Origin of the sequence: Lachnoclostridium sp. An138, assembly GCF_002160765.1 — a bacterium.
Classification (GTDB): domain Bacteria; phylum Bacillota; class Clostridia; order Lachnospirales; family Lachnospiraceae; genus Laedolimicola; species Laedolimicola faecalis.
This window is the reverse complement of the sequence record NZ_NFLF01000020.1, coordinates 19,122-43,025: the sequence shown is the minus strand read 5'-3', so window position 1 is coordinate 43,025 and position 23,904 is coordinate 19,122. Positions and strand designations below refer to the sequence as shown.

Below are 23,904 nucleotides of genomic sequence, written 5' to 3'. Positions count from 1 at the left end.
AATCAAAACAATTTCTTAATATTTTCGGTATTTGAGGGGGTATGTCTTGCGGCATACCCCTTTCCCTGCTATACTGAGAAACATCGATACTGAAGACCATTGTTTTTACGGGAAAGTGTGGATTTTAACGAAATGAAGAAAAAGATTTTGGCGGTATTGTGTGTGATGGGACTTCTGGCCGGATGCACGGCCGGAAATGCCGAAAATACTGCGCCGCAGGAGGCGCAGGAGACTCTGGCGCAGGGTGAGGGAGAGAGTCCTGCGGAGGAGGCAGAAAGCGAAGAGCCTCAGGAGACTGAGACAGAAGCAGAGCAGAGTGAAACGGCATTGTTTCAGGACTATTTTGATATTACCTCGGAAGGAATTGATTATCTTTCGGTAGAAGGAATTCAGCTTCCGCCGGGAATCCGCCTGTCTATGGTTGGAAAAGATTCCGGCAGCAGTTTCTGGAAGCAGGTGCATGAGGGCGCGCAGCAGGCGGTGGATGACATCAACAAAGCGCTGGGATTCACAGGAGACGAGAAGGTACAGCTGAATTATGACGCGCCGGGAGACGGGGATATTGCGGAACAGATAGACATCATAGACCAGATGCTGGATAAAAGTCCCGACGCCCTGATTATCGGATTTGTAGATATCAATTCGGGAAAGACCCAGCTGGAGCTGGCAGACAGCAACGGAGTGCCGGTATTTGCCGTAGACTCGGGAATCGAGAATTCGCTGATTATCAGCGAGAGCAAGACAGATAATTATCAGGCCGGAAAGGAAGCGGCTGTCCGTCTCTGCGAGCTCATTGGAGACGAGGGACAGATTGCCCTTCTGGTGCACAGCTCTGAGACGGAGACTGGAATCGAGAGGGAAAAGGGATTCACAGATGAGATTGAGCAGAATCATCCCAATGTGGAAATCGTAAACGTGGCGTATCAGGATCAGGACGAAAGAAGTACGGATGACATTGCTGCGGCCGTACTTGCGGAGTACCCGGAGCTGAAGGCTTATAGCGCCATGAACGAAGACACGACGCGGGAGCTGCTGTCAGCTCTGGAGATGTACGGCCCGGAGGACCGTACGATTACCGTGACCGGTTTTGACGCGGCCCATAGCGAAATTGAGTCGATTCAGAATGGAACTCTGGCCGGCGTCATGGCTCAGAATCCTTATGGAATGGGCTATGCATCCGCAGTAGCCGCCATGCGGGAAATCGCCCGGATGGAAAATGCCTCTGTTATCGAAACCGGCTATTACTGGATCACGGCCGAAAACCTGAACGACCCGGCCACACAGCTGTTGATATATAAATAATTTTGATGATGCAGCGGTATGGTACCGATATGTAACTTGGACTGCTCTGTGAATATTTTTATCTGAGATATAGATAAATTAACGTTATAACTTAACTGAAGTAAATTTTTCGGGAAACACAGCTGCCGGTTTTCTATTATCCAAGTGTCCGGCTTTTCAGAGCCATCTGTGTGATAACGGCGGACTGCTTTTTAGTCCGTCCGGGAGCATACAGATGGCTCTGAGATGTCCGCAAGGTGAATTGCCGCAATGTGGCAAGAGAGGGCGGCCTGGGCCGAACACAGGATATAGAAAACCGGCAGCGTCCGTTTTACGAATCATTTACCACCTAATTGATCCACTTCCGCCGGAATTCCGAGGCGCTGATACCTTCCGACTTCCGGAACTGACGGTTCAGATAGCTGGCGTCGTAGAACCCGCAGGAACGGGCGATTTCCTCCAGAGTACAGTCCGAAAAGCGAAGAAGCTTTTTTGCCCTGGTCAGACGGCGGGAGATAACATATTGTCCCAGCGTGACACTGTAATACTGGTGAAATTCCCGGGACAGATGGTATTTGCTGATAAAGAACTGTTCAGAGAGATCATCCAGAGAAAATTTTTCCGTATAATGTTCATCCAGGTATTTGCGCACCTCGGCCATTTTCAGACGGTCGGGGTGTTTTTTTTCTTTTGAGCCGGTAATGTCCTGAAGCAGAATGGAGAGAATATCCACTATAAGGCGGGAGGAAGTGATTTCTGCCTGAAAATCCGAGACGGAATTCACATCCAGAAGGCTTTCCAGCTTCTCCCGCAGTTCCGGAAAGCTGGGTGGAGAGAAAGCGGGAAGACTGTTGGAAGAGAAATAACGGTAATATTCCTCAGAAGTGCAGCCGTTGAAATGGACCCAGACCAGTTCCCAGGGATCGGCGCTGCTGCTCTGGTGGTAATAGGGAACCATACAGTCGATAAAGAAACAGGAGCCTTTTTTCAGCTCGTAGGTCTTCTGCCCATACATGAGAATGCCGCTGCCGGACAGGACGAGAACCACCAGATAGGACTCCAGATTCTTCCTTCGCGCTACATGGCTTTCCCGAAGCTTGAGATAGCCGGTTTCCTGTACGTAGAAGAACGCGGAACGGGCAAAAGCGCTGGGAGTCTGGATTCTGCGGCGGGAGCTCTCCACATAGGAGTCCGGAAATCTGTCAAAATAGTCATCCATGGCTGATTTCTCCTTTTCTTCTGATTTTATGTCAGATACGCTATAGCAATATAATACCTGTTTTCGGCAATATCCTCACTTGTTAACTCAAATATACAGGGTTATACTTGCAAAAGCAAGAATAAATGAGAAATAAATTTCTACAATAAAATACAGTTCCGCGGCGGAAGTCCGGTAACAGTAAACAGGGAAAGGATGAGACGATGTATTATGTGCTGCTGTCAGGAGGCTCCGGCAGAAGGCTGTGGCCACTTTCAAACGAAGCGCGGCCCAAGCAGTATCTGAAGCTGGTGAATAAAGAAGATAATTCCATGGAGCGGTGTTCCATGCTCCAGCGTGTCTGGGCGCAGCTGAAGGAGGCGGGAATGGCAGAGCGTACTGTCATTACGGCCGGAGCAGATCAGAGAGAGCTGATTAAAAGCCAGGTCAGGGAAGCGCAGATTGCGGTGGAGCCGGGAAGACGTGATACTTTCGGAGCTGTGCTTTTAAGCTGCGCCTGGCTGTGGAGCAGAGGCGGGGCCTCTAAGGATGATTACGCGGCGGTTATGCCTGTAGATCCATACACGGAAGAGGCCTATTTTGAGACGGTAAAACAGCTGGAAGAGGTCATGAAAAAGTCTGGCGCCGAGGTGGGGCTTATGGGAGCTGTTCCTTCCTATCCATCCGTGAAATACGGCTACATCCTGCCGGGAGAACGCAAAGACGGCTGGATCTCCGTAAAGGGGTTTGCGGAGAAACCCGATGAGGAAAAGGCGGAAGAACTGATGAAGCAGGGGGCGCTCTGGAACTGCGGCGTATTCTGCGTCCGCATAGGAGATATCCTGAAGAGGGCCGTCTCCTATGGCGTGCCGGAGGATTACGAAGGGCTCTGCGCCGCGTATGACCGGCTGCCCAGAATCAGCTTTGACTATGAAGTGCTGGAAAAGGCCCGGAACCTGGCGGCGGTGGAATTCCGGGGATACTGGAAGGATCTCGGAACCTGGGATGCTATGGCCGACCAGATGAGCACGGACACAGTTGGAAATGTGGCCCTGGATGAAAGCTGTGAGAATACTCAGGTGATCAACGAACTGAAGGTTCCGGTGGCAGTGCTCGGAGCCAGGGATTTGGTGGTGGTGGCTTCCCAGGACGGAATTCTGGTGACAGATAAAAACCAGAGCGCAAGAGTAAAAGAAGTGGCAGCTGCCTTCGCGTCACGCCCCATGTTCGAGGAGCGCCGCTGGGGCACGCTGGAGACCCTGGACGAGACAGAATACCGGGGGCTGTCCACACTCACCAGAAAAATTCATATTTACGATGGAATGACTTCCAGCTATCATTTCCACAAGGAACGGGATGAAATCTGGACCATCTTAAGCGGAACAGGGGAACTGATTCTGGAGGGAACAAGGATACCTCTGGGCCCCGGGAAGGCTGTCTGCATCCGGAAGAACCAGCGTCACGCGGTGAAGGCGCTGCAGGACTTTGAATATATAGAAATCCATGTGGGCACAAGTGTGGGAAATGAGGATATCAACCGGATCACGTTCAACTGGGACGAGATTGAACTGAGTCATATTTTATAAGAAAAGGAGAAAAACGATGAGCAAAACAGCGCTGATTACAGGCATTACAGGACAGGACGGTTCCTATCTGGCGGAATTTCTGCTGGAAAAGGGATATCAGGTCTACGGGCTTTTCCGCCGGGGCTCCACAAACACAGCCCAGCGTATCGCCCATCTCCTGGAAGAACGGGAAAAGAAAGGAGATGGCCTTCACCTGGTCTACGGCGATATGACAGATTCCATGAATCTGGTGCGCCTGATGCTGGAAATCCGTCCGGATGAAATCTATAATCTGGCGGCCCAGTCTCATGTGGCAGTGTCTTTTGAAGAGCCGGAGTATACGGCGAACGCGGACGGGATCGGAGTCTTAAGAATTCTGGAAGCAGTCCGTATCGCCGGCCTGGCAGAGACTGCCCGGATCTATCAGGCCTCTACATCAGAGCTGTTTGGGAAGGTGGAGGAGATTCCTCAAAAAGAGACCACGCCCTTCCATCCCCGTTCTCCTTACGCCGTGGCCAAGCTCTACGGATACTGGATCACCCGGCACTATCGGGAAGCCTACGGCATGTACGCGGTAAACGGCATCCTGTTCAACCATGAATCGGAACGCCGGGGAGAAACTTTTGTGACGAGAAAGATTACCCTGGCGGTGGCGAATATTCTGGCAGGCCGCCAGGAGAAGCTGTATCTGGGAAATCTGAACGCAAAACGCGACTGGGGCTATGCGAAGGATTATGTGGAATGTATGTGGATGATCCTGCAGCATGACACGCCGGAGGATTTTGTGATTGCCACAGGCGAGACCCGGACGGTAAGGGAATTTACCGAAGCGGCATTTGCCCACGCGGGCATCCGCCTCCGCTGGGAAGGAGAAGGCGTGGAAGAGAAAGGAATCGACGCCGCCACAGGCCGGGTGCTGGTGGAGGTATCGCCGGAATTCTTCCGGCCGGCGGAGGTGGAACTGCTGCTGGGCGATCCGGCGAAGGCGAGGGAGCTTCTGGGATGGAATCCGCGGAAGACCTCCTTTGACGAGCTGGTGAAAATCATGACAGAGCACGATATAGAACTGGTAAAGCGCGGAGGAACGGAAGGCGTGCTGAAATAGGAAAGCTGCGCACGCAGGAATGAGAAAGAAGGAAAAAGCATGGAAATGAAGGATATGGAAAAGAGAACTGCAAAAGTCCGCCGGGAGACAGAACCTCTTGACCGCAGCGGAAAGATTTATGTGGCCGGCCACAGAGGGCTGGTGGGTTCTGCTCTTGTGCGGAGGCTGGAAAAGGACGGGTTTACCAATCTTATTACCAGGACACACGCGGAGCTGGATCTGACCCGCCAGGCGGATGTGGAAGCGTTTTTTGAGCAGGAAAAACCGGAGTATGTCATTCTGGCAGCGGCAAAGGTGGGCGGCATCTACGCAAACGATACCTATCCCGCGGATTTTATTATGAAGAACCTGCAGATCGAGTGCAACGTGATTGACGCGGCATATAAAAACCAGGTGAAAAAGCTGCTGTTTCTGGGAAGCTCCTGTATCTATCCCCGAGACTGCCCCCAGCCCATCAAAGAAGAATACCTGCTGTCCGGGTATCTGGAAAAGACCAACGAAGCCTATGCGCTGGCCAAAATCGCCGGACTGAAGATGTGCGCCTTTTACAACCGCCAGTACGGAACCCATTATATCAGCGTGATGCCCTGCAACCTGTACGGAATCAACGATAACTTTGCGCTGGAAAACTCTCACGTACTGCCGGCTCTCATGCGGAAATTCCATGAGGCGAAGCTTGGCGGCGCGCCTGCAGTCACGGTCTGGGGCAGCGGCCGTCCGCTTCGGGAATTTCTGAACGTGGACGATCTGGCAGACGCCTGCCTGTATCTGATGGACCATTATGACGGCAACGAATTCTTTAATGTAGGATACGGCAGAGAGGTGACCATAAGAGAACTGGCGGAGTTGATAAAAAAGGTAACCGGATATACAGGAGAGATTGTGCTCGACGCTTCCAAGCCGGACGGCACCCCCCGGAAACTGACTGACATCAGCAGGATAAAAGCCCTGGGCTGGGAGCCGAAGATTGATCTGGAGACAGGCCTCAAGCAGACCTACGAGTGGTTTTGTGAGCGGTATGAATCCGGCGATTTCGCCCAGCGGTAAGCGTCAGATGGAACAGCGAATGAAAGGACAGAAAAAACAGCCGGTGGAACAGCCGTTAAAGCAGCCGTTAAAGCAGCCGGCAGAGCGTCAGATGGAACAGAGTCCTGCCCCTGTCATACTGGAACCCATACGAAAGGAATACATCTGGGGAACAGAAGACTGGATGTTCTCCTGGCTGCATAAAGGAATGGAAAAATACCCGCTGCTGATCAAAATCATCCGTGCCAGGGAAGCTCTGTCTGTCCAGGTGCATCCGGACAATGAATTTGCCAGAGAGGCGGAACAGAAAAGCGGAAAGACGGAAATGTGGTATGTGCTGGACTGCGAGCCCGGCGCATACCTTTATTATGGACTGAAGCACAAAATATCCGAAGATGAGTTCCGCAAACGAATCAAAAACCAGACCATTCTGGAAGTCTGCAGAAAGGTGCCGGTAAAAAGAGGCGACGTCTTCTACATCCCGGCAGGGCTTCTTCACGCCATTGGAGCCGGAATTACTGTGGCAGAGATACAGCAGAGCTCAGATGTGACATACCGGGTCTATGATTACAACCGCGAAAACGCACAGCACGAAAAGCGGGAGCTTCACATCGATAAGGCGGCTCTGGTGGCAGGTTTCATGCCGCCGCTGGCCGGACACCACCCCATGGGTCCAAGGATTCAAAAAAATGGTTATTCCAGAACTTTATTAGTGCAATGTCCTTATTTTGTGGTACAATTATACGAGATAGAAGAAAATCTGGAGGGGGATACCCTTCAGGGCTTCCGCTCCCTGTTGATACTGGAGGGAGAAGGAGTCCTTACGGGAGGAGGAAAAAGTCTGCGTCTTGACGCGGGCATGAGTATCTGCCTTCCGGAAGGAATGGAATTCTATCGGCTGGAAGGAAAAATGAAACTGCTGGTATCTACAGGAGAGGAAAGCCGGGAGGCCTCTGAGCCGGGCCGGACAGAGCAGAAAGAATAAGAGAGGTATCGAACATGAATCTGAAATTTGGAACGGGGGGCTTAAGGGCCACAATGGGGCCGGGGCCGGATCACCTGAATCTGGAAACCATTCAGGAAGCTACGCTTGGCGTGGCAGCTTACGCAAAGGAGCAGAGTGAAAGCCCGAGCGCGGCTATCGCATATGACAGCCGGAATCATTCGGAGGAGTTTGCGAGAGAGGCAGCCCGGGTGCTGGCGTTAAAAGGCGTGAAAGCATACATCTATCCAAAGCTGTCGCCCACACCCACCCTGTCTTTCGCGGTACGCCACCTGAAATGCACCGTGGGAATCTGTGTCACGGCCAGTCACAATCCGAGAGAATATAACGGGTACAAGGTATACGGCTCCGACGGCTGCCAGGTAACCAGCGAGGCGGCGGACAGTATTCAGAAAGCTATCTGGGCAGCCAACCGGGTGGAAGCGGCCGATACCAGAACCTTCAAAGATTTCGTGGAAAGCGGAGACATCGTTCTGATTGACGACAAGACTCTGAAAGCGTTTCTGGCTGCCATTATCCGGAAACGGACAAAGAAGCAGCTGGAGTCCGATCTGAAGGTAGTATACACGCCGCTCTACGGAGCGGGCTTAAGCCTCGTGACCAGCATTCTGAAATATATCGGCGTAAAAAATCTTCAGATAGTGACAGAGCAGGCGAAACCGAACGGAGATTTCCCCACCTGTCCCTATCCGAATCCGGAAGATCCGAAAGCGCTGGAGCTGGGCATTGAGTGGTGTAAAAAGACAGACGCTGACATTCTGATTGCAACCGATCCGGACAGCGACCGCCTGGGCGTAGTCGCCAAAAAGGATGGGAAATACGAGCGTCTGAACGGAAACCAGGTAGGAATTCTTCTGTTGGACTATATTCTGAAGAGCCGCAGGGAGGCAGGCACCCTTCCGGAGCATCCTGCTGTCGTCCGTACTATCGTGAGCACGACCATGACAGATAAGATAGCGGAGCATTACGGCGCGGAAGTCATTCAGACTCTGACCGGTTTCAAGTGGATCGGCGGAGCCGTCGGCCGCCTGGAACAGGCGGGCGAGGCAGACCGCTTCGTCTACGGTTTCGAGGAAAGCTGCGGCTACCTGATCGGCAGCTATGTCCGCGATAAAGACGCCGTAGGCGCGGCCATGATACTCTGCGAGCTGGCCGATACCTGCAAGGCACAAGGGAAGACTCTGTGGGACTATCTGGAAGAACTGTACCAGACCTACGGTCACTACGAGACCACGCTTAAGACCTACGAATTCACCGGCGAAGAGGCAGACCGCCGTATGAGCCGCATCCGCGAGGGCCTGAAGAGCCCGGAGGGCATGAAATTCGCCGGTTCCAAAGTCACCCGCTATACAGACTACAAGGATGGCGTCGACGGCATCCCGGCCTCCAATGTACTTCAGCTGTGGATGGAGGACGGCTCCCAGGCCCAGATCCGGCCGTCAGGAACAGAGCCGAAGATCAAGGTGTATACGGAGAGAGTGACGGGGTAAGACTGGAACAATTCAGATAAATGAATTAAATAAATAAGTTTATAAGATGATAGAAAACAGGAAAGGACTGTGCTGTTCAGACAGCGCGGTCCTTTCCTGTTTTGCTTGTAGAAGTTAGATTCGACATTTGTTTAATTATTTTGCCACAAAACTCCCACATTGAAAATGTGATTTGTATCTTAAAAACTCAATACTTTAGCTCATGAAGATTGTTTCCGCCACTTGCTTGCAAAGGAACAGGGGACGTCCCTCATAACGGCCATCCTCGTAAAGCAGGTTTTTATCATCGGCGGCAGAAAATAGAGTGGTGAAACGGAGCCGGTGGAAAGGTTGACGACCGCTGTTTTTGGATATATACGATACATTTTCTTGTATATGTAAAATAAGGGCGCTGTATAAACAGATATCCGGGAAATTCCTGCAGTTTCACGCAGAAATTGGATGGCAAGCACAATTTTTTAGCATATATCCAAACGCCCGTCCTTTGAACTAATTCACAACCACCACTTGAAGTGGTGGTTGTGAATTAGCTCTTTTTTATAAAATACTATAAAGCTGTGCTGTGTCAATGGAGACCTTCCTCACCCCGGCCAATACTCCTCCAGCGCCGGCAGCAGGCTGCCGGCGTAGATTTCCCGGAGCAGGCCGTCCAGTCTGCGCATGCAGACGCAGGCCTGCTCCGGAGTCAGCAGTCCTTCTTCCAGGGCCTGGGCCACTTCGTCCAGGTCTACGACGCGGATCTCGCCGGAGGGATAGATGAGCACATCGGCCAGCAGGTCGGTGAAGATGTAGGTATCCGTTCCGGCGTCGTGGGAATAATCGATGATGTCGCAGTACCAGCAGATCAGACGGTCCTCATGATCAAGAAAACGGCTGATTTTCCAGCCTTTGTCCAGAAGATAGCAGGAGGCTCCGTGGCTTAGGGTTTTCTTGGGACGGATGGTTTTCCAACGGGTGACGAGCAGGCGGCCGCTGCGCAGCAGAATCTCGTCGCTGTCCAGGCGGATGCATTCAGAGGGGATCAGGCGTTTCCGGTACAATACGGGTTTTTCTGACATGAAAAAGCCTCCTTCTTATTATATTGATGATATAAATTTGAGAGAGAAAGGCAGGCCGGCGTATGAAGCAGTGCTGCGGTTGCGGGGCGCGGCGGCTTCATACGATGGCAGTCATCGCTCTGGATTATTGAAAGTTTTTCACGAGAGTCATGGAATCATCTCTCACATACTCCTTTTCTTCTGAACGGCGGTTGTAGTAGGTGCGCTTGTAGAGATCCGGGTCCGGCAGAGCCAGAAATTCCGAAGGCGTACAGCCGGTGATCTCCTTGAAGACCCGGTTGAAAGTCCGGATATTATTGAAGCCGCAGCTTAACGCCACGTCTGTAAATTTCTTTTCCGTATGGCGCAGTTCCTGCGCGGCCTGTTCCACCCGTACCATATTCAGATAGGTTACAAAATTAATTCCCATCAGCTTTTTAAAGGTTTTGGAAAAATGGCTGGGGCTGAAATTCATGCGCCCGGCCGCGTATTCCAGGGAGATGTTATCCGCATAGTGCACATCGATATAGGCAAGGAGCTCCTGCAGCTCCGAGAGCATCCGGGAGCGGCGGCCGTCGGGAAGCTGATCGGCGTCGGCTCTGGGATGGAATCGTTTTAAAAGGGCCCAGAAGGTTTGAATGGATGAAGTAACCACGTCCTGGTAGAAAGGCGCCTTATCTGTAAGCTCGCTGGATACGGTGCGGATCAGGGCCTCCAGGCGGGCGGTCAGGCCATAGCTTTCCAGCTGCTCTTTTGTCACCAGCGGAAAGGTGAAGCCCGGGTTCTGAAAGAGCTGTCCCAGAATGGAAGTGTCAAATATGATGAAATCCAGGGAATTGTCCATGCCGTGAGAATCGCTGTAATGAATCACGCCGCTTTCGCAGACGGCCAGATCGCCGGCATGGGCTGTGAAAGAGTGATCGGTGATGCTTAAAGAACAGCTTCCTGAACGCACGTAAATCAGTTCGATCTCCTTGTGCCAGTGGGCGAGAAAACCGATATTTTCGTAATTGGAATGCCAGACCATGAAATCCGAATCGTAGCTGCGCACCTCGTGGAATGCTTTCATATCTCTCCTGTGCCTTTCTTGAAAGTGTATTTTGGGTGGAATGAATAAAAAAGCGGTTTTGTTATAAAGAAAGTATAACAATTAGCACAAAAAATGTCCAGATATGAATGGAATTTTACGTGCAATTTTCCCTGAACTGTTATATAATTAGGTCATCAAGAACGGGGATTTCCGCTTTGCGCAAATCCTTTATCAAACGGAAAAGTAATTTAAGGAAACGGAGGGTATTGAAAGTGGCAAACAAAACACTTATCGGAAGTTATCCCGCAATCGGCATTCGTCCTGTTATCGATGGAAGAACCGGCCCCATGAAGCTGAGAGACAGTCTGGAAGATCAGACTATGGCACTGGCTGAGGCTGCCAAAGCGCTGTTTGAAGAGAATCTTCGCTATTCAGACGGCTCAAAGGTGAAGGTCGTGATCGCAGATACGACGATCGGCCGTGTTCCGGAGTCTGCCGCCTGCGCGGAGAAATTCCAGAAGGAAGGCGTGGGCATTACGCTGACAGTGACTCCCTGCTGGTGCTACGGCTCAGAGACCATGGATATGGACCCGCTGACCATCAAAGGTGTGTGGGGATTCAATGGAACCGAGCGTCCGGGCGCAGTGTATCTGGCATCCGTTCTGGCTACCCACGCACAGAAGGGACTTCCGGCATTCGGCATTTACGGACATGAAGTACAGGATAGAGATCAGGTGACGGAGATTCCTGAGGATGTAAAGGAAAAGCTGCTCCGCTTCGGCCGCGCTGCTATTGCAGCCGCTACCATGAAGGGCAAATCCTATCTGCAGATTGGTTCCATGTGTATGGGAATCGGCGGCTCCATCATTGATCAGGCGTTTATGGAAGAGTATCTGGGCATGCGCGTAGAGTCTATCGATGAGGTGGAGATTCTCCGCCGTATGGAAGAGGGCATCTATGATCATGAAGAGTATGAGAGAGCCCTTGCCTGGACAAAGGAACATTGTAAGGAAGGCCGCGACGACAATCCTGATTTTGTAAAATTCAATCGTGAGCAGAAAGATAAGCAGTGGGAATTCACCATCAAAATGTACTGCATCATCAAGGATCTGATGAAAGGCAACAAGAACCTGCCGCCGCAGTTTGATGAGGAAATGCTGGGACATAACGCCATTGCCGGCGGATTCCAGGGACAGCGTCAGTGGACAGACCACTGGCCGAACTGCGACTATCCGGAGGCAGTTCTGAACTCTTCCTTTGATTTTGAAGGAAAGAAAGAGCCCATCATTCTGGCTACGGAGAACGACGTGCTGAATGGTCTTGGAATGCTGTTCATGAAACTTCTGACCAACCGCGCCCAGATCTTTGCGGATGTGCGTACTTACTGGTCACCGGAGGCTACCAAGCGCGTGACCGGCTATGACCTTGAGGGACATGCAAAAGAGAACGGCGGTATCATCCATCTGCTGAACTCCGGCGCTGCCTGCCTGGATGCCTGCGGCGAGTGCACAGACGAAAATGGCAACCATGTCATGAAGCAGTGGTGGGATGTAACCGATGAGGATATCAAGAAGATGACCGATGCTACCGTATGGTGCGAGGCCGGCTTTGATAACTTCCGCGGCGGCGGATTCTCCTCTCACTTCACCACGAGAGCCGAGATGCCTGTCACCATGATTCGTCTGAACCTGGTAAAGGGACTTGGACCTGTGATGCAGATCGCAGAGGGCTGGACTGTAAAACTGCCGGATGAGGTTTCAGATATCCTGATGGAACGTACAAATCCGACCTGGCCCTGCACCTGGTTCACACCGCGCTGCACAGGAAAGGGAGCCTTCAAGAGCGCGTATGATGTGATGAACAACTGGGGCGCAAACCATGGCGCAATCAGCTACGGCCATATCGGCGCAGACCTGATTACCATGTGCTCCATGCTGAGAATTCCGGTGTGCATGCACAATGTGCCGGAAGAGAAGATCTTCCGTCCGGCCGCATGGAACGCGTTTGGAATGGACAAAGAGGGACAGGATTTCCGTGCATGCGCTACTTACGGACCGCTGTATCGGACCATGAGATAAGAGTGAGAGTGTTAGGATAATCATAGATCAAAGGCAAAAGAGCCGGGGCAATTTTCCCCGGCTCTTTTGTCAGGAACAGGCAGGTTATTTTGACTGCTCCTTTATCCCTTTGCGCGGCGAAATGCCGCAATACGCCTTGTTAAAAAAGAGTTAGAGGGCCTCCACGATCTTTACGCCGGCGCTGGCTCCGAGACGGTTTGCGCCCGCCTCGATCATGGATAAGGCGTCCTCCAGTGTCCGGATGCCGCCGGAAGCCTTTACGCCCATATCCGGTCCTACTGTTTTCCGCATAAGAGCCACGTCATGAACGGTGGCGCCTCCGGTAGAGAAACCGGTGGAAGTCTTTACAAAATCCGCACCTGTTTCCTTCGCAATTTTGCAGACCTGGATCTTTTCCTCATCGGTCAGAAGGCAGGTTTCCATGATCACCTTCAGTTTCGCAGGCCCTTTCGCTTCATTCACAGCGGCGATGTCCTTTCGCACCAGTTCCCAGTCTCCGCTTTTTACAGCGCCTATATTGATGACCATATCGATTTCCTTTGCTCCCGCGGAAACGGCAGTTCTGGCTTCTTCCGCTTTTATGGAAGAAAAGCTGGCTCCCAGCGGGAAACCGATGACACAGCAGGGCGCTATGCCGGTGCCTTTCAGTTCCTCCGCCACGACAGGAATCCAGCAGGGATTCACACAGACAGAGGCGAAGCGGTATTGTTTCGCTTCTGCGCAGACAGCCTCTATCTGGGCGCGGGACGCGTCAGGCTTCAGAAGCGTATGATCGATGTATGCAGCAAGACCGCTGCGGGTAAGTGATAAATCTGACATAAGAGTACCTCCTCGGAAATATATGAAAATAGTCATTTGGGCCTTTTTACAGTATAGCAGATTCTGTCCGCTGTGAAAAGGAAAGAGAAAGGGAAGGAGCCGTGCGCTTGTACCGGGATGCAGACTGTGGTATGATGAAGAAAATCACGGTTCAGGGCCTGAACCGTGACGAAAAAGACATGATCTGCGCGGACAGTTCCCCGCAGGAGACACGAGGAGGCGAAGAGACATCATGGACGTAGCGAAACTGTTGACTCAGGTGAAAAACAATGAAATTACGATAGAGCAGGCGGAAGAACAGCTGAAGAATCTTCCTTATGAAGATCTGGGCTTCGCAAAGCTGGATCATCACCGGAAGGTCCGCCAGGGCTTTGAAGAAGTGGTTTACTGCCAGGGCAAGGCCACGGAGCATCTGGTCAGGATCTACCAGACTCTGACATCAGAAGGAATCGATGTGCTGGGAACCCGAGCCAGCCGGGAACAGTATGAGGCGGTGAAAGAGGCTGTCCCGGAAGCTGTATGGGATGAGATTTCCCGGATTCTGAAAGTGGAAAAACGGGAAAAAGAACATATCGGACGCGTTGTGGTCTGCACCGGAGGCACGGCCGATGTGCCTGTGGCGGAAGAGGCCGCTCAGGTGGCAGAGTTTTTTGGAACGAATGTGGTCCGCCTCTTTGATGTGGGCGTGGCCGGAATACACCGGCTGCTTTCGAATCTGGATGTCTTCCATGGAGCGAACTGCGTCATTGCCGCAGCCGGCATGGAAGGGGCTCTGGCCGGCGTGGTGGCCGGTCTGGTGGATGTGCCTGTTATCGCGGTTCCCACGTCTGTAGGCTACGGGGCCAGCTTTGGAGGACTGTCGGCGCTTCTGACCATGCTGAATTCCTGCGCGAACGGGATTACGACAGTAAATATTGACAACGGCTACGGGGCGGCTTATGTGGCGACCCAGATTAACCGGCTTGCCTGCGGGAAAAGAAATTAGAAGCCAGGGCAGACGGCAGTAAGCCGGGCAGGCAGAACTGTGGAAAAAGGGAGGCGGTGTCCCGGACCTGGTGTCCGGGCGCCGCCTCCGTATCAAAGGAAAAAATTAGATGATGTCGATATCGTCGTCGTGCAGCATCAGAAACGCAAGAGCAAACAGAATGCTGCAATAGGTATCCTGAATTCCGTCGGACAGAATATGAATCTCCTTGGCCAGCCCAAGCATATGTGTCATTTCGCAGATTTTCCGGTCATTCAGATAGACTTCGAAATTCCGGCGGGGCGTCTGAATGACAGAAAGACTTCCCTGGGGAAGATTCAGCTGAATCCGTTCCGGCATGGGAGGACGGACCAGAGAGCCGGAAATTTTGTGCCCGCTGCCGTCTTCTTTGTACAGCAGCATGCAGGAAACCGTCCTGCCGTCTCTGCCTGTGATGAAAAGCGTTTCTTCTTCCTGGTGGACGGACGCGGCCAGATTTCCTTCAGCATCCAGAATGTCCAGTTTCTTTCCGCCGCAGCGCTTCTTTCGAAGCTGGCCGATCAGTCTGTTATCTGGTTCTGTGTAGAGTTCATATCTGTTTACACATGATTTTACGGTAATTTTCATTTTCTCACCCTCCAAACCTTTCATCAGAGTCCGGCAAAAGACAGGACAGCTTTTATAACGCCGGCAAGAATCATGACCCAGATGGGATTCATTTTAAATTTCTGAAGCAGCAGGACGCAGACCGCAAAGATTGCCACCAGAGACCAGCGGGTGCCGGCAAGGGTAACGATGGCTTCGCTTCCCCAGAAGGCGGAGATCAGAATCGAAATTCCGGCGGAGGCGATCATGGCGACTACGGCAGGACGCAGAGAATTCAGAACGCTCTGCAGCGTGTCTACATTCTGGTATTTCAGATAAAGCTTCGCAATCAGCGTTACGATAATACAGGAAGGCAGGATGCATCCGATAGTGGCTATCAGCGCTCCGGGAATGCCGGCGATTTTGATTCCCACAAACGTGGCGGAATTGACAGCGATAGGTCCGGGAGTCATTTGGGAAATCGTAATCAGGTCGGTAAACTCGCTCATGCTGAGCCAGCCATGGGTGGACACTACCTGTCCCTGTATAAGGGGCATGGCTGCGTATCCGCCGCCGAAACTGAACAGGCCGATCTGGAGAAAGCTTAAAAACAGCTGCAAATAAATCATTTTACCGCCTCCTTCTTATGATGGATACAGGTTCTGACAATACCAATCAGAATACATATCAGCACAATGTATATGACATTGACCTGGAACACACAGGCCGCAACAAACGCGGTTATCATAATCAGGATGGACGCGGCGTTCCTGCTCTGGGCGACGCCAAGGCCCATCTCATATACGACCGCGGCGATGACGGCTCCGACACCGGCCTGCATTCCTTCCAGAAGCTGGCTGATAATCACATTGCTCCGAAAAGCGGCGTAAAAAACGGAAATCAGAGAGATGATAACAAAAGGCGGAATAATTGTGGCGATAATAGCCGTAAGGACACCGATGATCCCGGCCAGTTTATAGCCTACCACGATGGCTCCGTTTACCGCGATCGCGCCCGGAGCAGACTGGGCGATCGCAACCAGATCCAGCATCTCGTCTTCTTCGATCCACTGCAGCTCATCTACAAATTTTTTCTTCATCAGCGTTACAATCACATATCCGCCGCCGAAGGTAAAGGCGCTCAGATACAGCGTGGAAATAAATAGCTTGAACAGTACTTCTTTTTTGTTTTTCATATTCACTTTTCCTCCTTTGCACTCAGTATATTCAGTCTTGATTCATATGTAAAATAGTATTAATCTATTATAAGGATAATAAATTTGTTATGAATAAAAAGCGGCAATGAAGAATATCAACGAAGAACATCGATAAGGAGGATAGAAATGACACTCAGACATATGAAAATATTTACGGCTGTTTTTCGAAACAGCAATATTACCAGGGCGGCAGAGGAGCTGCATCTGGCGCAGCCCTCGGTAAGCCTTGCGATCAAGGAACTGGAAGAATATTATGGCATTCGTCTGTTTGAGCGGATAGGGCGCGGGATTTCTCCCACAGAAGGGGCAAAAGAATTTTACGGGTACGCGCTCCACATCGTCTCCCTGTTCGATGAAATGGAGACAAAAATCAAAAACTGGGATACGCTGGGTACCCTGCGTCTGGGAACCAGCATCACCATCGGCACGCACATTCTTCCGATTCTTCTGGAACGGTATCAGAAAATGTATCCGGAGCTTACGATAGAAGTAGTCGTCAACCGTTCCGCGTTCATAGAAAGAAAGATCCTGGACAATTCCATAGACATCGGCCTGATTGAAAACCAGCCCGAGCATCCGGATATCTGTTCCAGGCCGTTTATGCAGGATGAATTGTGCGCCATCGTTCCGGTCGGGCATCCTCTGTCCTGCCGGAAGGAGCTTGCGCTGGAAGAAATGGCCCAATATCCCTTTCTCATGCGGGAAAAGGGAAGCGCCGGACGTGACATTCTGGACGCCTGCTTTGCGGTCAGACAGATTTCTGTGCGGCCCAGGATGGAAAGCAGCAGCACCCAGGCCATTGTGCGCAGCGTGGCCGAGGGACTGGGCGTGGCGGTGCTGCCTTATCTTCTCATCAAGAAAGATATCGAAGCGCAGACAGTAAAGCAGATCCCTCTGAAGCATCCGCTGCAGCGCAGCCTGAATATCATTTACCATAAGGGTAAGTATCTTACCAAAAATATGAAAGCATTTATGAAGCTGTGCCGGGAGTCGGGAAAAATAACTTGAAATAATCCGGATTTCCGTTATGATGAAGAGAGAGGAACATGGCGGATAGAGAGAATTCCGTATGTTCCGTTACCCCGGGTTGGAAATTGTTTTGCAGGAGGAAAAAAAGACATGAGTGATAAAAATACTTTATATCTGGAGTGCCGCTCCGGCATCAGCGGAGATATGACTGTGGCGGCTCTTCTGGATCTCGGAGCCACTGAAGAGAACCTGCGCCGGACCCTTGCCAAGCTTCCGGTGGGCGGGTATGAGATAAAAGTGCAGAGACTGATAAAAAACGGGCTGGAAGTCTGTGATTTTGACGTGATTCTGGAGGAAGAGGCAGAGCACAGCCATGAGCATGTCCACGATACGGAAGCTCATGAGGACCATCACAGCCACGAACATATTCACGGGGATAGCCAGGAACATCATCATAGCCACGGCGGTCATGCGCATGCGCACATACACCGGACCTGGAGGGACATCGAAGAGATTCTGGAAGCCGCGGATCTGAAGCCGCGGGTTCTGGAGCTGTCCAGACAGATGTTCCGCTCTGTGGCGGAAGCAGAAGGAAAAGCCCATGGCTGTCCGCCGGAGAAGGTGCACTTCCATGAGGTGGGCGCCGTAGATTCCATCGTGGATATCGTAGGAACCGCAGCCTGCCTGGAAGAGCTGGGCGTGGAGAAGGTGCTGGTCTCCGACTTGTGGGAAGGCAGCGGGCACGTGCGCTGCCAGCACGGAGTGCTGCCCGTACCCGTGCCCGCGGTGCTGGAGATTGCGGCGGCGCACCACCTCACCCTGCGTTTGACGGAGCAGCAGGGCGAGATGGTGACGCCTACCGGCGCCGCCATCGCCGCGCTGTCCGAAGGACAGCGGCCTTCACGCTTCCGCGTGAAGAAGGTGGGCCTGGGAGCCGGCAAAAAAGAATTCCCGAAAGCCAATATCCTGCGGGCCATGCTGATCGAGGAAGAGCCGGAGGGAGACCTGTGGCTGCTGGAGACCAATATCGACGACTGCACCGGAGAGACCCTTGGCTATGCCATGGAATGCCTGCTGGAAGCAGGAGCCAGAGACGCGTTTTTCACGCCGGTTTACATGAAGAAAAACCGGCCGGCCTACAAGCTTTCCGTGCTCTGTGATGAGGAGCATATCCGGGAGATGGATGATATCCTGTTTCGGGAGACGACCACCATCGGCGTGCGGCGCTGCCGGGTAGAGCGCGACATTCTGGAGCGGCGGCTTGCGGAAGTCGAGACGCCGCTGGGAACGGCGAAGGTCAAGGTGTGTACGCTGCCGGACGGCGGAGAGGTTTTTTATCCGGAGTATGAGAGTGTGAGGGAGCTGGCACGGAAGAGTGGAAAGAGTTACCGGGAAGTGTACCGGGCGGTGAAGGAGAAGGCCTAAATCATAGAAGACAGGCTGGAGGTACACAATGCTCAATCATGAAGAATAGAAAAAAGAACGTGATAAAATCAGGGTTGTATTCAGCATAGCGGGACCGATACAGAATACCATATATTTGATTCACGATAACTGGGACGACTGGTTTAAATTTGAGACGGCATATAAGGTTGTTTATTATAACGCAAAGCTGGAAGAGTACCAGGTTATGGATTATGATTTTATATACAGACTGCCCTCTGAGCTTGCGGAGGATGGAGCGTAGTTGTCATTTAATGTAGAATGCGAGGCAAAGCCGCCACCCAATATTCATATTTTAATAGGGAAAGACGGCGCAGGGAACAGGAGGCATTTGAACAGGTCGTCGTTCCAAGGTTCAGGGAGTTAAATCCTTTGCTGGCCGTGGTCCCCTATAATCTGATTCCATGCTGCTCTGACTGCAATAAGGCCAAGCAGGCTGAAGCGCCGGATTCGTGGGAACTGGAAACCATACATTCGTATCACGATATGCTTGATGATGCGGTGTGGATCAAAGCAGAGGTCATTGAGGAAGAACCCGTGGCCTTCCGTTTTTATGTATGCAGACCAGACACCTGGACAAATGAGAAATATAATCGAGAAAAAAATCATTTGGAAGTATTTAAGCTGAATGAACTGTAAAAACCGTATGCGTCAGAGATGCTTACGACGGAAATCCGCTGGATTCACAGATTGTTTCAGCGGTGCGGGGAAGAGATTGCAAGACAGGAAATACTGGAGCGGATGCAGGACGAGCAAAAGACCAGAATGAATACCTGGAAGGCGGCGGTGTATGAAGCGCTGTACCGCAGCGAATGATTTTGGAAAGAACATTTACTACAAAAGAAGAGAGGGGAACGTCCATGAACTGGGAAGCTTTGCTGTCAACACAGAAACTGGGTAACGATGAAAAGGAGCCGGAAGAATTCAGCCGTTATCCCATGAATGAATTCGAAAAAGACTATAACAAAATTGTCTCCAGCTCTGCATTCCGCAGGCTGCAGGACAAAACGCAGGTCTTTCCGCTGGATAAAAGCGACTTTATCCGGACCAGGCTGACTCATTCGATTGAGGTCTCCACAGTGGCGCGCCAGCTGGGAATCATGCTTTCCAAAAACAGAACCCAGTACAGGCCGGCAGATATCAATGCGGAGGCTGCGGAAGGGATCTCCTCGGTCCTGCTTTGCGCGGGGCTTCTTCACGATCTGGGGAATCCTCCCTTCGGCCATTTTGGAGAAACGACCATCGGCGACTGGTTCAAAAAGCATCTCGACGATATCCGATATAAGAAGAAACCTCTCCGGGAATGGCTGACGCCGCAGATGGCCAGAGATCTGGAAAATTTCGAAGGAAATGCGCAGGCGCTCAGGATTTTGGCAAAGGCGAGATATCATTCAGGAATCAATCTGTCTGCAGCCGTCATCAGCACTCTGGTAAAATACCCCACCGATTCCTGCTCCTTTGATAAGGACAGTCCGGATATTAAGAAACATAAACTCGGCTATTTTGCGGCGGAAGAAGAGACTCTCCGCACCCTTTCCCAAATAACAGGAACCATGGATGCCGGAAACAACCTGTGCAGGCATCCGCTGACATACATGCTGGAAGCGGCGGATGATATCGCCTATGCCACCGCAGACCTGGAAGACGCCTTTAAGAAAAACCTGTTTACACTGGATGAGTTTACAGATTTCTATGAAAACTCTTATGATGCTTCCAAAATCGCCGCCCATCAGTCGCCGGAATACTACACGAAACAGCTGATCCTGGACCTGAAAAAACGGCGTGAGAGCATGAAGGACTCAGCTGCCTTCGGCACATGGCTGAATTATACCCGGCGCTGGCTGATGTTTGTGGCTATATACAGGTTTTCAAAGAGCTATGGGGAAATCAAAGACGGAACCTATAAGCAGGACCTGTTCTATGCTACAAATCACAGTCTGACGATCAAGATTCTGAAAAAAGCCATGCCTGCATTTGTGTTTGACTCGGCAGATATCCTGAAGCTGGAACTGTCCTCCGAGACGATTCTGTCCTTCCTTTTGCAGAAATTTGTGAACGCGGCCCTATACTTTGATGCCGAATATGCAGATGAAGAGCATGGTTATGTTCAGACGAAGGCAGACAAAAAGTACTTTTCCATATTTTCGGAGAACTATAAACAGGATTACATGAACGCGAAAACTCATAAGGAAGGATATGACCTGTACCTACGCCTCCTGATGGTCACAGATTACATCAGCGGAATGACAGATACCTATGCGCGGACGCTGTATCGGGAGCTGAGCGGGATTGAGTAGAAAATGAAGCGAGAACATCTGAAACAGTCCCAGATTACGTACTGGTGCCATTCTATTATAAAGTCCCAGGCTGAAAGCGGGGGCACCTATATCGACGCAACCATGGGAAACGGACATGATACTTTATTTTTATGCCAGATGGCCGGTGATAAGGGGAGCGTATGGGCGTTTGACATTCAGAAACAGGCGCTGGAGGCAACAAAAGCTTTATTGGCGGAACATGGATATGGGAAAAACGCGCATCTGATAAAGGACGGACATGAAAACATGGACCGGTATCTCGCCCCACAGACAGCAGACGTGATATGTTTTAATTTCGGATATCTTCCGGGCGGAGATCATGCCATTGCCACGAAGGCCCAGGCCAGTGTGACGGCTGTCCGGAAGGGCCTGGAAATACTGAAAAGCGGCGGAATGATGAGCCTGTGTATCTACAGCGGCGGAGACACGGGATTTGAGGAGAAGGAGAGGATACTGGAGTATGTGAAAGGGCTTTCTTCCAGGGAGTATACGGTGATTGTGAATGAGTATTATAACCGGGGGAATTGTCCGCCGATGCCGGTGTTTGTTTTTAAGAGATAGGGAAATATCGTGAGGTATAGGCGGTGCGTTTCGGAAACTGTCTGCAGCGAAGGGGTGACATTATGTTGCCTCTTTTTCTTATACGTATTTATTAAAACGAGTATGTTTTAATGATAAAGTAAAAACGAGATTATATTTTTTGTGAAAAATAGTTGCATAAAAAATGAGTTGAGATATACTATGATTGTAAGAAGAGGATAAGAATCAGGAGGAAAGATATTATGATTATAGAAATAAGGGCAAAAAATTGTTTTTCCTTTGAAGAACAGATTGTGTTTTCTATGAAAGCGGACATGAGGAATAAAAAGTTTGCTTTTAATGTCCATAGAGAAAATAATTTCAATGTACTGAAGTCTGCAGGGATATATGGACCGAATAATAGTGGAAAGACCTGCCTGATAAAGTGTATCCGAACGATCAGGGAGGCGCTGCTAAATAAAAAGATAAATTTAATGTCCAATATATTTTCGGGTAATGCTGTATGTGAACTGGGCGTTACATTTATGGTGTCAGGAAGAAAATTTTCTTATGACTTCAGCTATAATACGGAGACAGAAGAATATCCTTATGAAGCATTTTCCGAGATTTTCAAAGACAGCTATGGAAATGAAAAAGAGGTATGCTGGCTGAAGAAAAATGCGGAAACAGGCCAATATTACTGTGCAGATGAAGGTGTGCAGGAAATGATTCCACTCATTTCAAAGCAAAACCTGCTATGCTATCTGATAGACACAGGAAAATTTCCTCATCTTGATGAAATGAAGCGTATTCTTATTGAATTTGCAAATAAAATTGATGTGATTAATATGAATAACATTCCAATGCAGCATACAATTGATTTAATGAAGAATAAAAATCAACTGCAGAAAAAAGTTGTGGAATTTATTAAAAATGCAGATTTATATATGGATAACTTTGAGTATCTCGATATAGATCAGATACATTTTAAATTTGGGGAAGAGGAGGAAAAGCCGGAAGAAAAAGTTTTAAATATTCCGGATAGGATTATGGACCAGATTCGACTGGTATCGACCTATAAAGGTGTTCCCGTACCAAGTATGCTGTTTGATTCTACAGGCACCAAAAAGATAGCAGCACTTGCAAGCTATGTAATAGAAGCTTTGGAGCAGGGAAGAATGCTGGTTGTAGATGAACTGGACAGCAGTATTCATTTTAAGCTTACGAGAGCTATTGTGGCAATGTTTAACAATGAACTTAATACGGATGCACAGCTTATTTTTACAGTACACGATATCGATCTTATGGATTGTAAAAGGATGTTTCGTAAGGAACAGATATGGTTTGTGCATAAAGATAAGGATGGGGTATATGTTTATTCGCTTGCAGACTTTACAGCGCAGCAGGGAGTAAGGGATACATCCGATGTCATGGAGAAATACAGGAAAGGGGTATTTGGTGCGATCCCGGAACCGGAGCTGATAAATTCCCTTTTAAGTATCAAAGATGATGAGGAGGGAGCGGCTGAGGATGGCGAATAGAATTCCTGCTCTTTACAGCGGGCATAAAATATGCATTATTTGTGAAGGAAACGAAGAATATGCGTATCTTACAAAGCTGAAGGAGTTAAAAGTCTGGAATCAGCAATATGAGATAACGCTTGACAATGCCGGAGGAAACGGAAACATACCGGCCAGATATTAGGACAGGTATCAAAATGGGGCATATGAACTGGTGCTTATATTTTGTGACACGGAGAAAAAACCGCATGAACAGTATACAGATATTAAACGTAAAGTGAATGAATTTCATGGAACGGATACCGCATCTGATGCCGTTATTATTTTTGGAAATCCATGTACAATGCAGATTATAGCAAAACATTGGACGGATAAGTTGATAAGATCTCCATCTAAATCGGTAAATGCTCCATTGCTCCAGGAATTTACCGGGGTGGAAAACTATAAAGGAAGGGCAGATCAGATTTGCAGAATAATGGAATGTATCACGGCAGAGAATTATCCGGATATGTGCCGGCGGGTAAAGGAATTGAGCATGATAGATTCGGCTGCTGGAAGCAGTAATTTCGGAAGATTCCTGGAGCTTTTTGAGAGCAACGATAGCAGTTGGATTGAGAAAATTAATGATTGTCTGGAATAAGGAGAAGAGATATGAAAAGATTTGAAGATATGCATTTTTATGTAAATGTAGCAGCATATTTCATGGTGTTGTCTGCACAGTAAAATCAGGTTAACGGA

At 50.2% G+C, this 23,904-nt stretch carries 26 protein-coding genes; 19 read left to right on the top strand and 7 right to left on the bottom strand.

The window, feature by feature from the left end:
* Positions 1-132: 132 nt before the first annotated feature.
* Entirely contained in the window at positions 133-1,302 is a 1,170-nt protein-coding gene (locus B5E82_RS14385) for an ABC transporter substrate-binding protein (protein WP_087308242.1), read from the top strand.
* Between the two features lie 328 nt (positions 1,303-1,630).
* On the opposite strand, the gene B5E82_RS14380 is transcribed toward B5E82_RS14385, so the two are convergent.
* The gene (locus B5E82_RS14380) at positions 1,631-2,500 is read right to left on the bottom strand and encodes an AraC family transcriptional regulator (protein WP_087308241.1); all 870 of its coding nucleotides are present in this window, start codon (positions 2,498-2,500) and stop codon (positions 1,631-1,633) included.
* Between the two features lie 203 nt (positions 2,501-2,703).
* Between B5E82_RS14380 and B5E82_RS14375 the strand changes: the two genes are divergently transcribed.
* The 5 genes from B5E82_RS14375 to B5E82_RS14355 are packed head-to-tail and all read left to right on the top strand — an operon-like array spanning position 2,704 to position 8,668.
* Entirely contained in the window at positions 2,704-4,065 is a 1,362-nt protein-coding gene (locus tag B5E82_RS14375; RefSeq protein WP_087308240.1) for a sugar phosphate nucleotidyltransferase, read from the top strand.
* Between the two features lie 16 nt (positions 4,066-4,081).
* Positions 4,082-5,149, top strand: a complete 1,068-nt coding sequence (gene gmd, locus B5E82_RS14370; protein WP_087308239.1) for a GDP-mannose 4,6-dehydratase — start codon at positions 4,082-4,084, stop codon at positions 5,147-5,149.
* Between the two features lie 39 nt (positions 5,150-5,188).
* Positions 5,189-6,196 (top strand): GDP-L-fucose synthase family protein, encoded by a 1,008-nt coding sequence (locus B5E82_RS14365; RefSeq protein WP_275533166.1) that lies wholly within the window; start codon positions 5,189-5,191, stop codon positions 6,194-6,196.
* Positions 6,197-6,215: 19 nt separating this feature from the next.
* Positions 6,216-7,160 carry a type I phosphomannose isomerase catalytic subunit gene (locus B5E82_RS14360; RefSeq protein ID WP_162610792.1) on the top strand — a complete coding sequence of 315 codons (945 nt, stop codon included), beginning with the start codon at positions 6,216-6,218 and terminating at the stop codon, positions 7,158-7,160.
* 14 nt (positions 7,161-7,174) lie between these two features.
* Positions 7,175-8,668: a phospho-sugar mutase gene (locus B5E82_RS14355; RefSeq protein WP_087308237.1), complete on the top strand. Its 1,494-nt coding sequence runs from the start codon at positions 7,175-7,177 to the stop codon at positions 8,666-8,668.
* A gap of 581 nt (positions 8,669-9,249) precedes the next feature.
* On the opposite strand, the gene B5E82_RS14350 is transcribed toward B5E82_RS14355, so the two are convergent.
* Both B5E82_RS14350 and B5E82_RS14345 read right to left on the bottom strand, forming a co-directional pair.
* Entirely contained in the window at positions 9,250-9,726 is a 477-nt protein-coding gene (locus B5E82_RS14350; protein WP_087308236.1) for a DUF402 domain-containing protein, read from the bottom strand.
* Positions 9,727-9,850: 124 nt separating this feature from the next.
* Positions 9,851-10,774, bottom strand: a complete 924-nt coding sequence (locus B5E82_RS14345) for an AraC family transcriptional regulator (protein WP_087308235.1) — start codon at positions 10,772-10,774, stop codon at positions 9,851-9,853.
* 233 nt (positions 10,775-11,007) lie between these two features.
* Here B5E82_RS14345 and B5E82_RS14340 point away from each other — a divergent pair, with 233 nt between their 5' ends.
* Positions 11,008-12,813, top strand: a complete 1,806-nt coding sequence (locus tag B5E82_RS14340) for an L-fucose isomerase (RefSeq protein ID WP_087308263.1) — start codon at positions 11,008-11,010, stop codon at positions 12,811-12,813.
* A 150-nt stretch (positions 12,814-12,963) separates the two neighbouring features.
* On the opposite strand, the gene deoC is transcribed toward B5E82_RS14340, so the two are convergent.
* The gene (deoC, locus tag B5E82_RS14335) at positions 12,964-13,632 is read right to left on the bottom strand and encodes a deoxyribose-phosphate aldolase (RefSeq protein WP_087308234.1); all 669 of its coding nucleotides are present in this window, start codon (positions 13,630-13,632) and stop codon (positions 12,964-12,966) included.
* A 107-nt stretch (positions 13,633-13,739) separates the two neighbouring features.
* Between deoC and B5E82_RS18630 the strand changes: the two genes are divergently transcribed.
* Positions 13,740-13,874, top strand: a complete 135-nt coding sequence (locus B5E82_RS18630; protein WP_275533165.1) for a hypothetical protein — start codon at positions 13,740-13,742, stop codon at positions 13,872-13,874.
* Entirely contained in the window at positions 13,865-14,617 is a 753-nt protein-coding gene (larB, locus tag B5E82_RS14330; protein WP_087308233.1) for a nickel pincer cofactor biosynthesis protein LarB, read from the top strand. Before B5E82_RS18630 ends, larB begins: the two co-directional genes overlap by 10 nt.
* Before the next feature lie 105 nt (positions 14,618-14,722).
* Here the strand turns inward: larB and B5E82_RS14325 are convergent, their stop codons facing one another.
* The 3 genes from B5E82_RS14325 to B5E82_RS14315 are packed head-to-tail and all read right to left on the bottom strand — an operon-like array spanning position 14,723 to position 16,376.
* Positions 14,723-15,223 (bottom strand): hypothetical protein, encoded by a 501-nt coding sequence (locus B5E82_RS14325; protein ID WP_087308232.1) that lies wholly within the window; start codon positions 15,221-15,223, stop codon positions 14,723-14,725.
* Positions 15,224-15,246: 23 nt separating this feature from the next.
* On the bottom strand, positions 15,247-15,810 hold the full coding sequence (locus B5E82_RS14320; RefSeq protein ID WP_087308231.1) for a chromate transporter: 564 nt from the start codon (positions 15,808-15,810) through the stop codon (positions 15,247-15,249).
* A complete protein-coding gene (locus tag B5E82_RS14315; RefSeq protein ID WP_087308230.1) occupies positions 15,807-16,376 on the bottom strand; it encodes a chromate transporter in 570 nt (189 codons plus the stop codon). Before B5E82_RS14315 ends, B5E82_RS14320 begins: the two co-directional genes overlap by 4 nt.
* A 147-nt stretch (positions 16,377-16,523) precedes the next feature.
* Here B5E82_RS14315 and B5E82_RS14310 point away from each other — a divergent pair, with 147 nt between their 5' ends.
* The 10 genes from B5E82_RS14310 to B5E82_RS18560 all read left to right on the top strand — a co-directional run bounded on the left by B5E82_RS14310 (position 16,524) and on the right by B5E82_RS18560 (position 23,806).
* Positions 16,524-17,405, top strand: coding sequence for a LysR family transcriptional regulator (locus B5E82_RS14310; protein ID WP_087308229.1), 882 nt, complete (start codon positions 16,524-16,526; stop codon positions 17,403-17,405).
* 111 nt (positions 17,406-17,516) lie between these two features.
* Positions 17,517-18,791, top strand: a complete 1,275-nt coding sequence (gene larC / locus B5E82_RS14305) for a nickel pincer cofactor biosynthesis protein LarC (RefSeq protein ID WP_087308228.1) — start codon at positions 17,517-17,519, stop codon at positions 18,789-18,791.
* Positions 18,792-18,906: 115 nt separating this feature from the next.
* Positions 18,907-19,053 carry a hypothetical protein gene (locus B5E82_RS18145; protein ID WP_162610791.1) on the top strand — a complete coding sequence of 49 codons (147 nt, stop codon included), beginning with the start codon at positions 18,907-18,909 and terminating at the stop codon, positions 19,051-19,053.
* Between the two features lie 128 nt (positions 19,054-19,181).
* Entirely contained in the window at positions 19,182-19,448 is a 267-nt protein-coding gene (locus B5E82_RS14300; protein ID WP_087308227.1) for a hypothetical protein, read from the top strand.
* Positions 19,449-19,466: 18 nt separating this feature from the next.
* Positions 19,467-19,625, top strand: a complete 159-nt coding sequence (locus B5E82_RS18140; protein WP_162610790.1) for a hypothetical protein — start codon at positions 19,467-19,469, stop codon at positions 19,623-19,625.
* 2 nt (positions 19,626-19,627) lie between these two features.
* Entirely contained in the window at positions 19,628-21,106 is a 1,479-nt protein-coding gene (locus tag B5E82_RS14295; RefSeq protein WP_242966336.1) for a deoxyguanosinetriphosphate triphosphohydrolase, read from the top strand.
* 18 nt (positions 21,107-21,124) lie between these two features.
* The gene (locus B5E82_RS14290; protein ID WP_087308261.1) at positions 21,125-21,688 is read left to right on the top strand and encodes a tRNA (mnm(5)s(2)U34)-methyltransferase; all 564 of its coding nucleotides are present in this window, start codon (positions 21,125-21,127) and stop codon (positions 21,686-21,688) included.
* A 221-nt stretch (positions 21,689-21,909) separates the two neighbouring features.
* Positions 21,910-23,187: an AAA family ATPase gene (locus B5E82_RS14285; protein ID WP_087308226.1), complete on the top strand. Its 1,278-nt coding sequence runs from the start codon at positions 21,910-21,912 to the stop codon at positions 23,185-23,187.
* Positions 23,177-23,350, top strand: a complete 174-nt coding sequence (locus B5E82_RS18565) for a hypothetical protein (RefSeq protein WP_242966334.1) — start codon at positions 23,177-23,179, stop codon at positions 23,348-23,350. The genes B5E82_RS14285 and B5E82_RS18565 overlap by 11 nt, the downstream gene beginning before the upstream one ends.
* A gap of 159 nt (positions 23,351-23,509) precedes the next feature.
* Positions 23,510-23,806 carry a hypothetical protein gene (locus B5E82_RS18560; RefSeq protein ID WP_242966333.1) on the top strand — a complete coding sequence of 99 codons (297 nt, stop codon included), beginning with the start codon at positions 23,510-23,512 and terminating at the stop codon, positions 23,804-23,806.
* Positions 23,807-23,904: the final 98 nt, after the last annotated feature.

Excerpts from the sequence above, each read along its gene's own strand:
- B5E82_RS14365 (WP_275533166.1), top strand. The coding sequence starts at position 5,189 with ATGGAAATGAAGGATATGGAAAAGAGAACTGCAAAAGTCCGCCGGGAG.
- gmd (WP_087308239.1), top strand. The coding sequence starts at position 4,082 with ATGAGCAAAACAGCGCTGATTACAGGCATTACAGGACAGGACGGTTCC.
- B5E82_RS14375 (WP_087308240.1), top strand. The coding sequence starts at position 2,704 with ATGTATTATGTGCTGCTGTCAGGAGGCTCCGGCAGAAGGCTGTGGCCA.
- B5E82_RS14355 (WP_087308237.1), top strand. The coding sequence starts at position 7,175 with ATGAATCTGAAATTTGGAACGGGGGGCTTAAGGGCCACAATGGGGCCG.
- B5E82_RS18565 (WP_242966334.1), top strand. The coding sequence starts at position 23,177 with ATGGCGAATAGAATTCCTGCTCTTTACAGCGGGCATAAAATATGCATT.
- larB (WP_087308233.1), top strand. The coding sequence starts at position 13,865 with ATGGACGTAGCGAAACTGTTGACTCAGGTGAAAAACAATGAAATTACG.
- B5E82_RS18140 (WP_162610790.1), top strand. The coding sequence starts at position 19,467 with ATGCTTACGACGGAAATCCGCTGGATTCACAGATTGTTTCAGCGGTGC.
- B5E82_RS14345 (WP_087308235.1), bottom strand. The coding sequence starts at position 10,774 with ATGAAAGCATTCCACGAGGTGCGCAGCTACGATTCGGATTTCATGGTC.
- B5E82_RS14325 (WP_087308232.1), bottom strand. The coding sequence starts at position 15,223 with ATGAAAATTACCGTAAAATCATGTGTAAACAGATATGAACTCTACACA.
- deoC (WP_087308234.1), bottom strand. The coding sequence starts at position 13,632 with ATGTCAGATTTATCACTTACCCGCAGCGGTCTTGCTGCATACATCGAT.
- B5E82_RS14310 (WP_087308229.1), top strand. The coding sequence starts at position 16,524 with ATGACACTCAGACATATGAAAATATTTACGGCTGTTTTTCGAAACAGC.
- B5E82_RS14360 (WP_162610792.1), top strand. The coding sequence starts at position 6,216 with ATGAAAGGACAGAAAAAACAGCCGGTGGAACAGCCGTTAAAGCAGCCG.
- B5E82_RS14320 (WP_087308231.1), bottom strand. The coding sequence starts at position 15,810 with ATGATTTATTTGCAGCTGTTTTTAAGCTTTCTCCAGATCGGCCTGTTC.
- B5E82_RS14380 (WP_087308241.1), bottom strand. The coding sequence starts at position 2,500 with ATGGATGACTATTTTGACAGATTTCCGGACTCCTATGTGGAGAGCTCC.
- B5E82_RS14385 (WP_087308242.1), top strand. The coding sequence starts at position 133 with ATGAAGAAAAAGATTTTGGCGGTATTGTGTGTGATGGGACTTCTGGCC.
- B5E82_RS14315 (WP_087308230.1), bottom strand. The coding sequence starts at position 16,376 with ATGAAAAACAAAAAAGAAGTACTGTTCAAGCTATTTATTTCCACGCTG.
- B5E82_RS14350 (WP_087308236.1), bottom strand. The coding sequence starts at position 9,726 with ATGTCAGAAAAACCCGTATTGTACCGGAAACGCCTGATCCCCTCTGAA.
- larC (WP_087308228.1), top strand. The coding sequence starts at position 17,517 with ATGAGTGATAAAAATACTTTATATCTGGAGTGCCGCTCCGGCATCAGC.
- B5E82_RS14285 (WP_087308226.1), top strand. The coding sequence starts at position 21,910 with ATGATTATAGAAATAAGGGCAAAAAATTGTTTTTCCTTTGAAGAACAG.
- B5E82_RS18560 (WP_242966333.1), top strand. The coding sequence starts at position 23,510 with ATGCAGATTATAGCAAAACATTGGACGGATAAGTTGATAAGATCTCCA.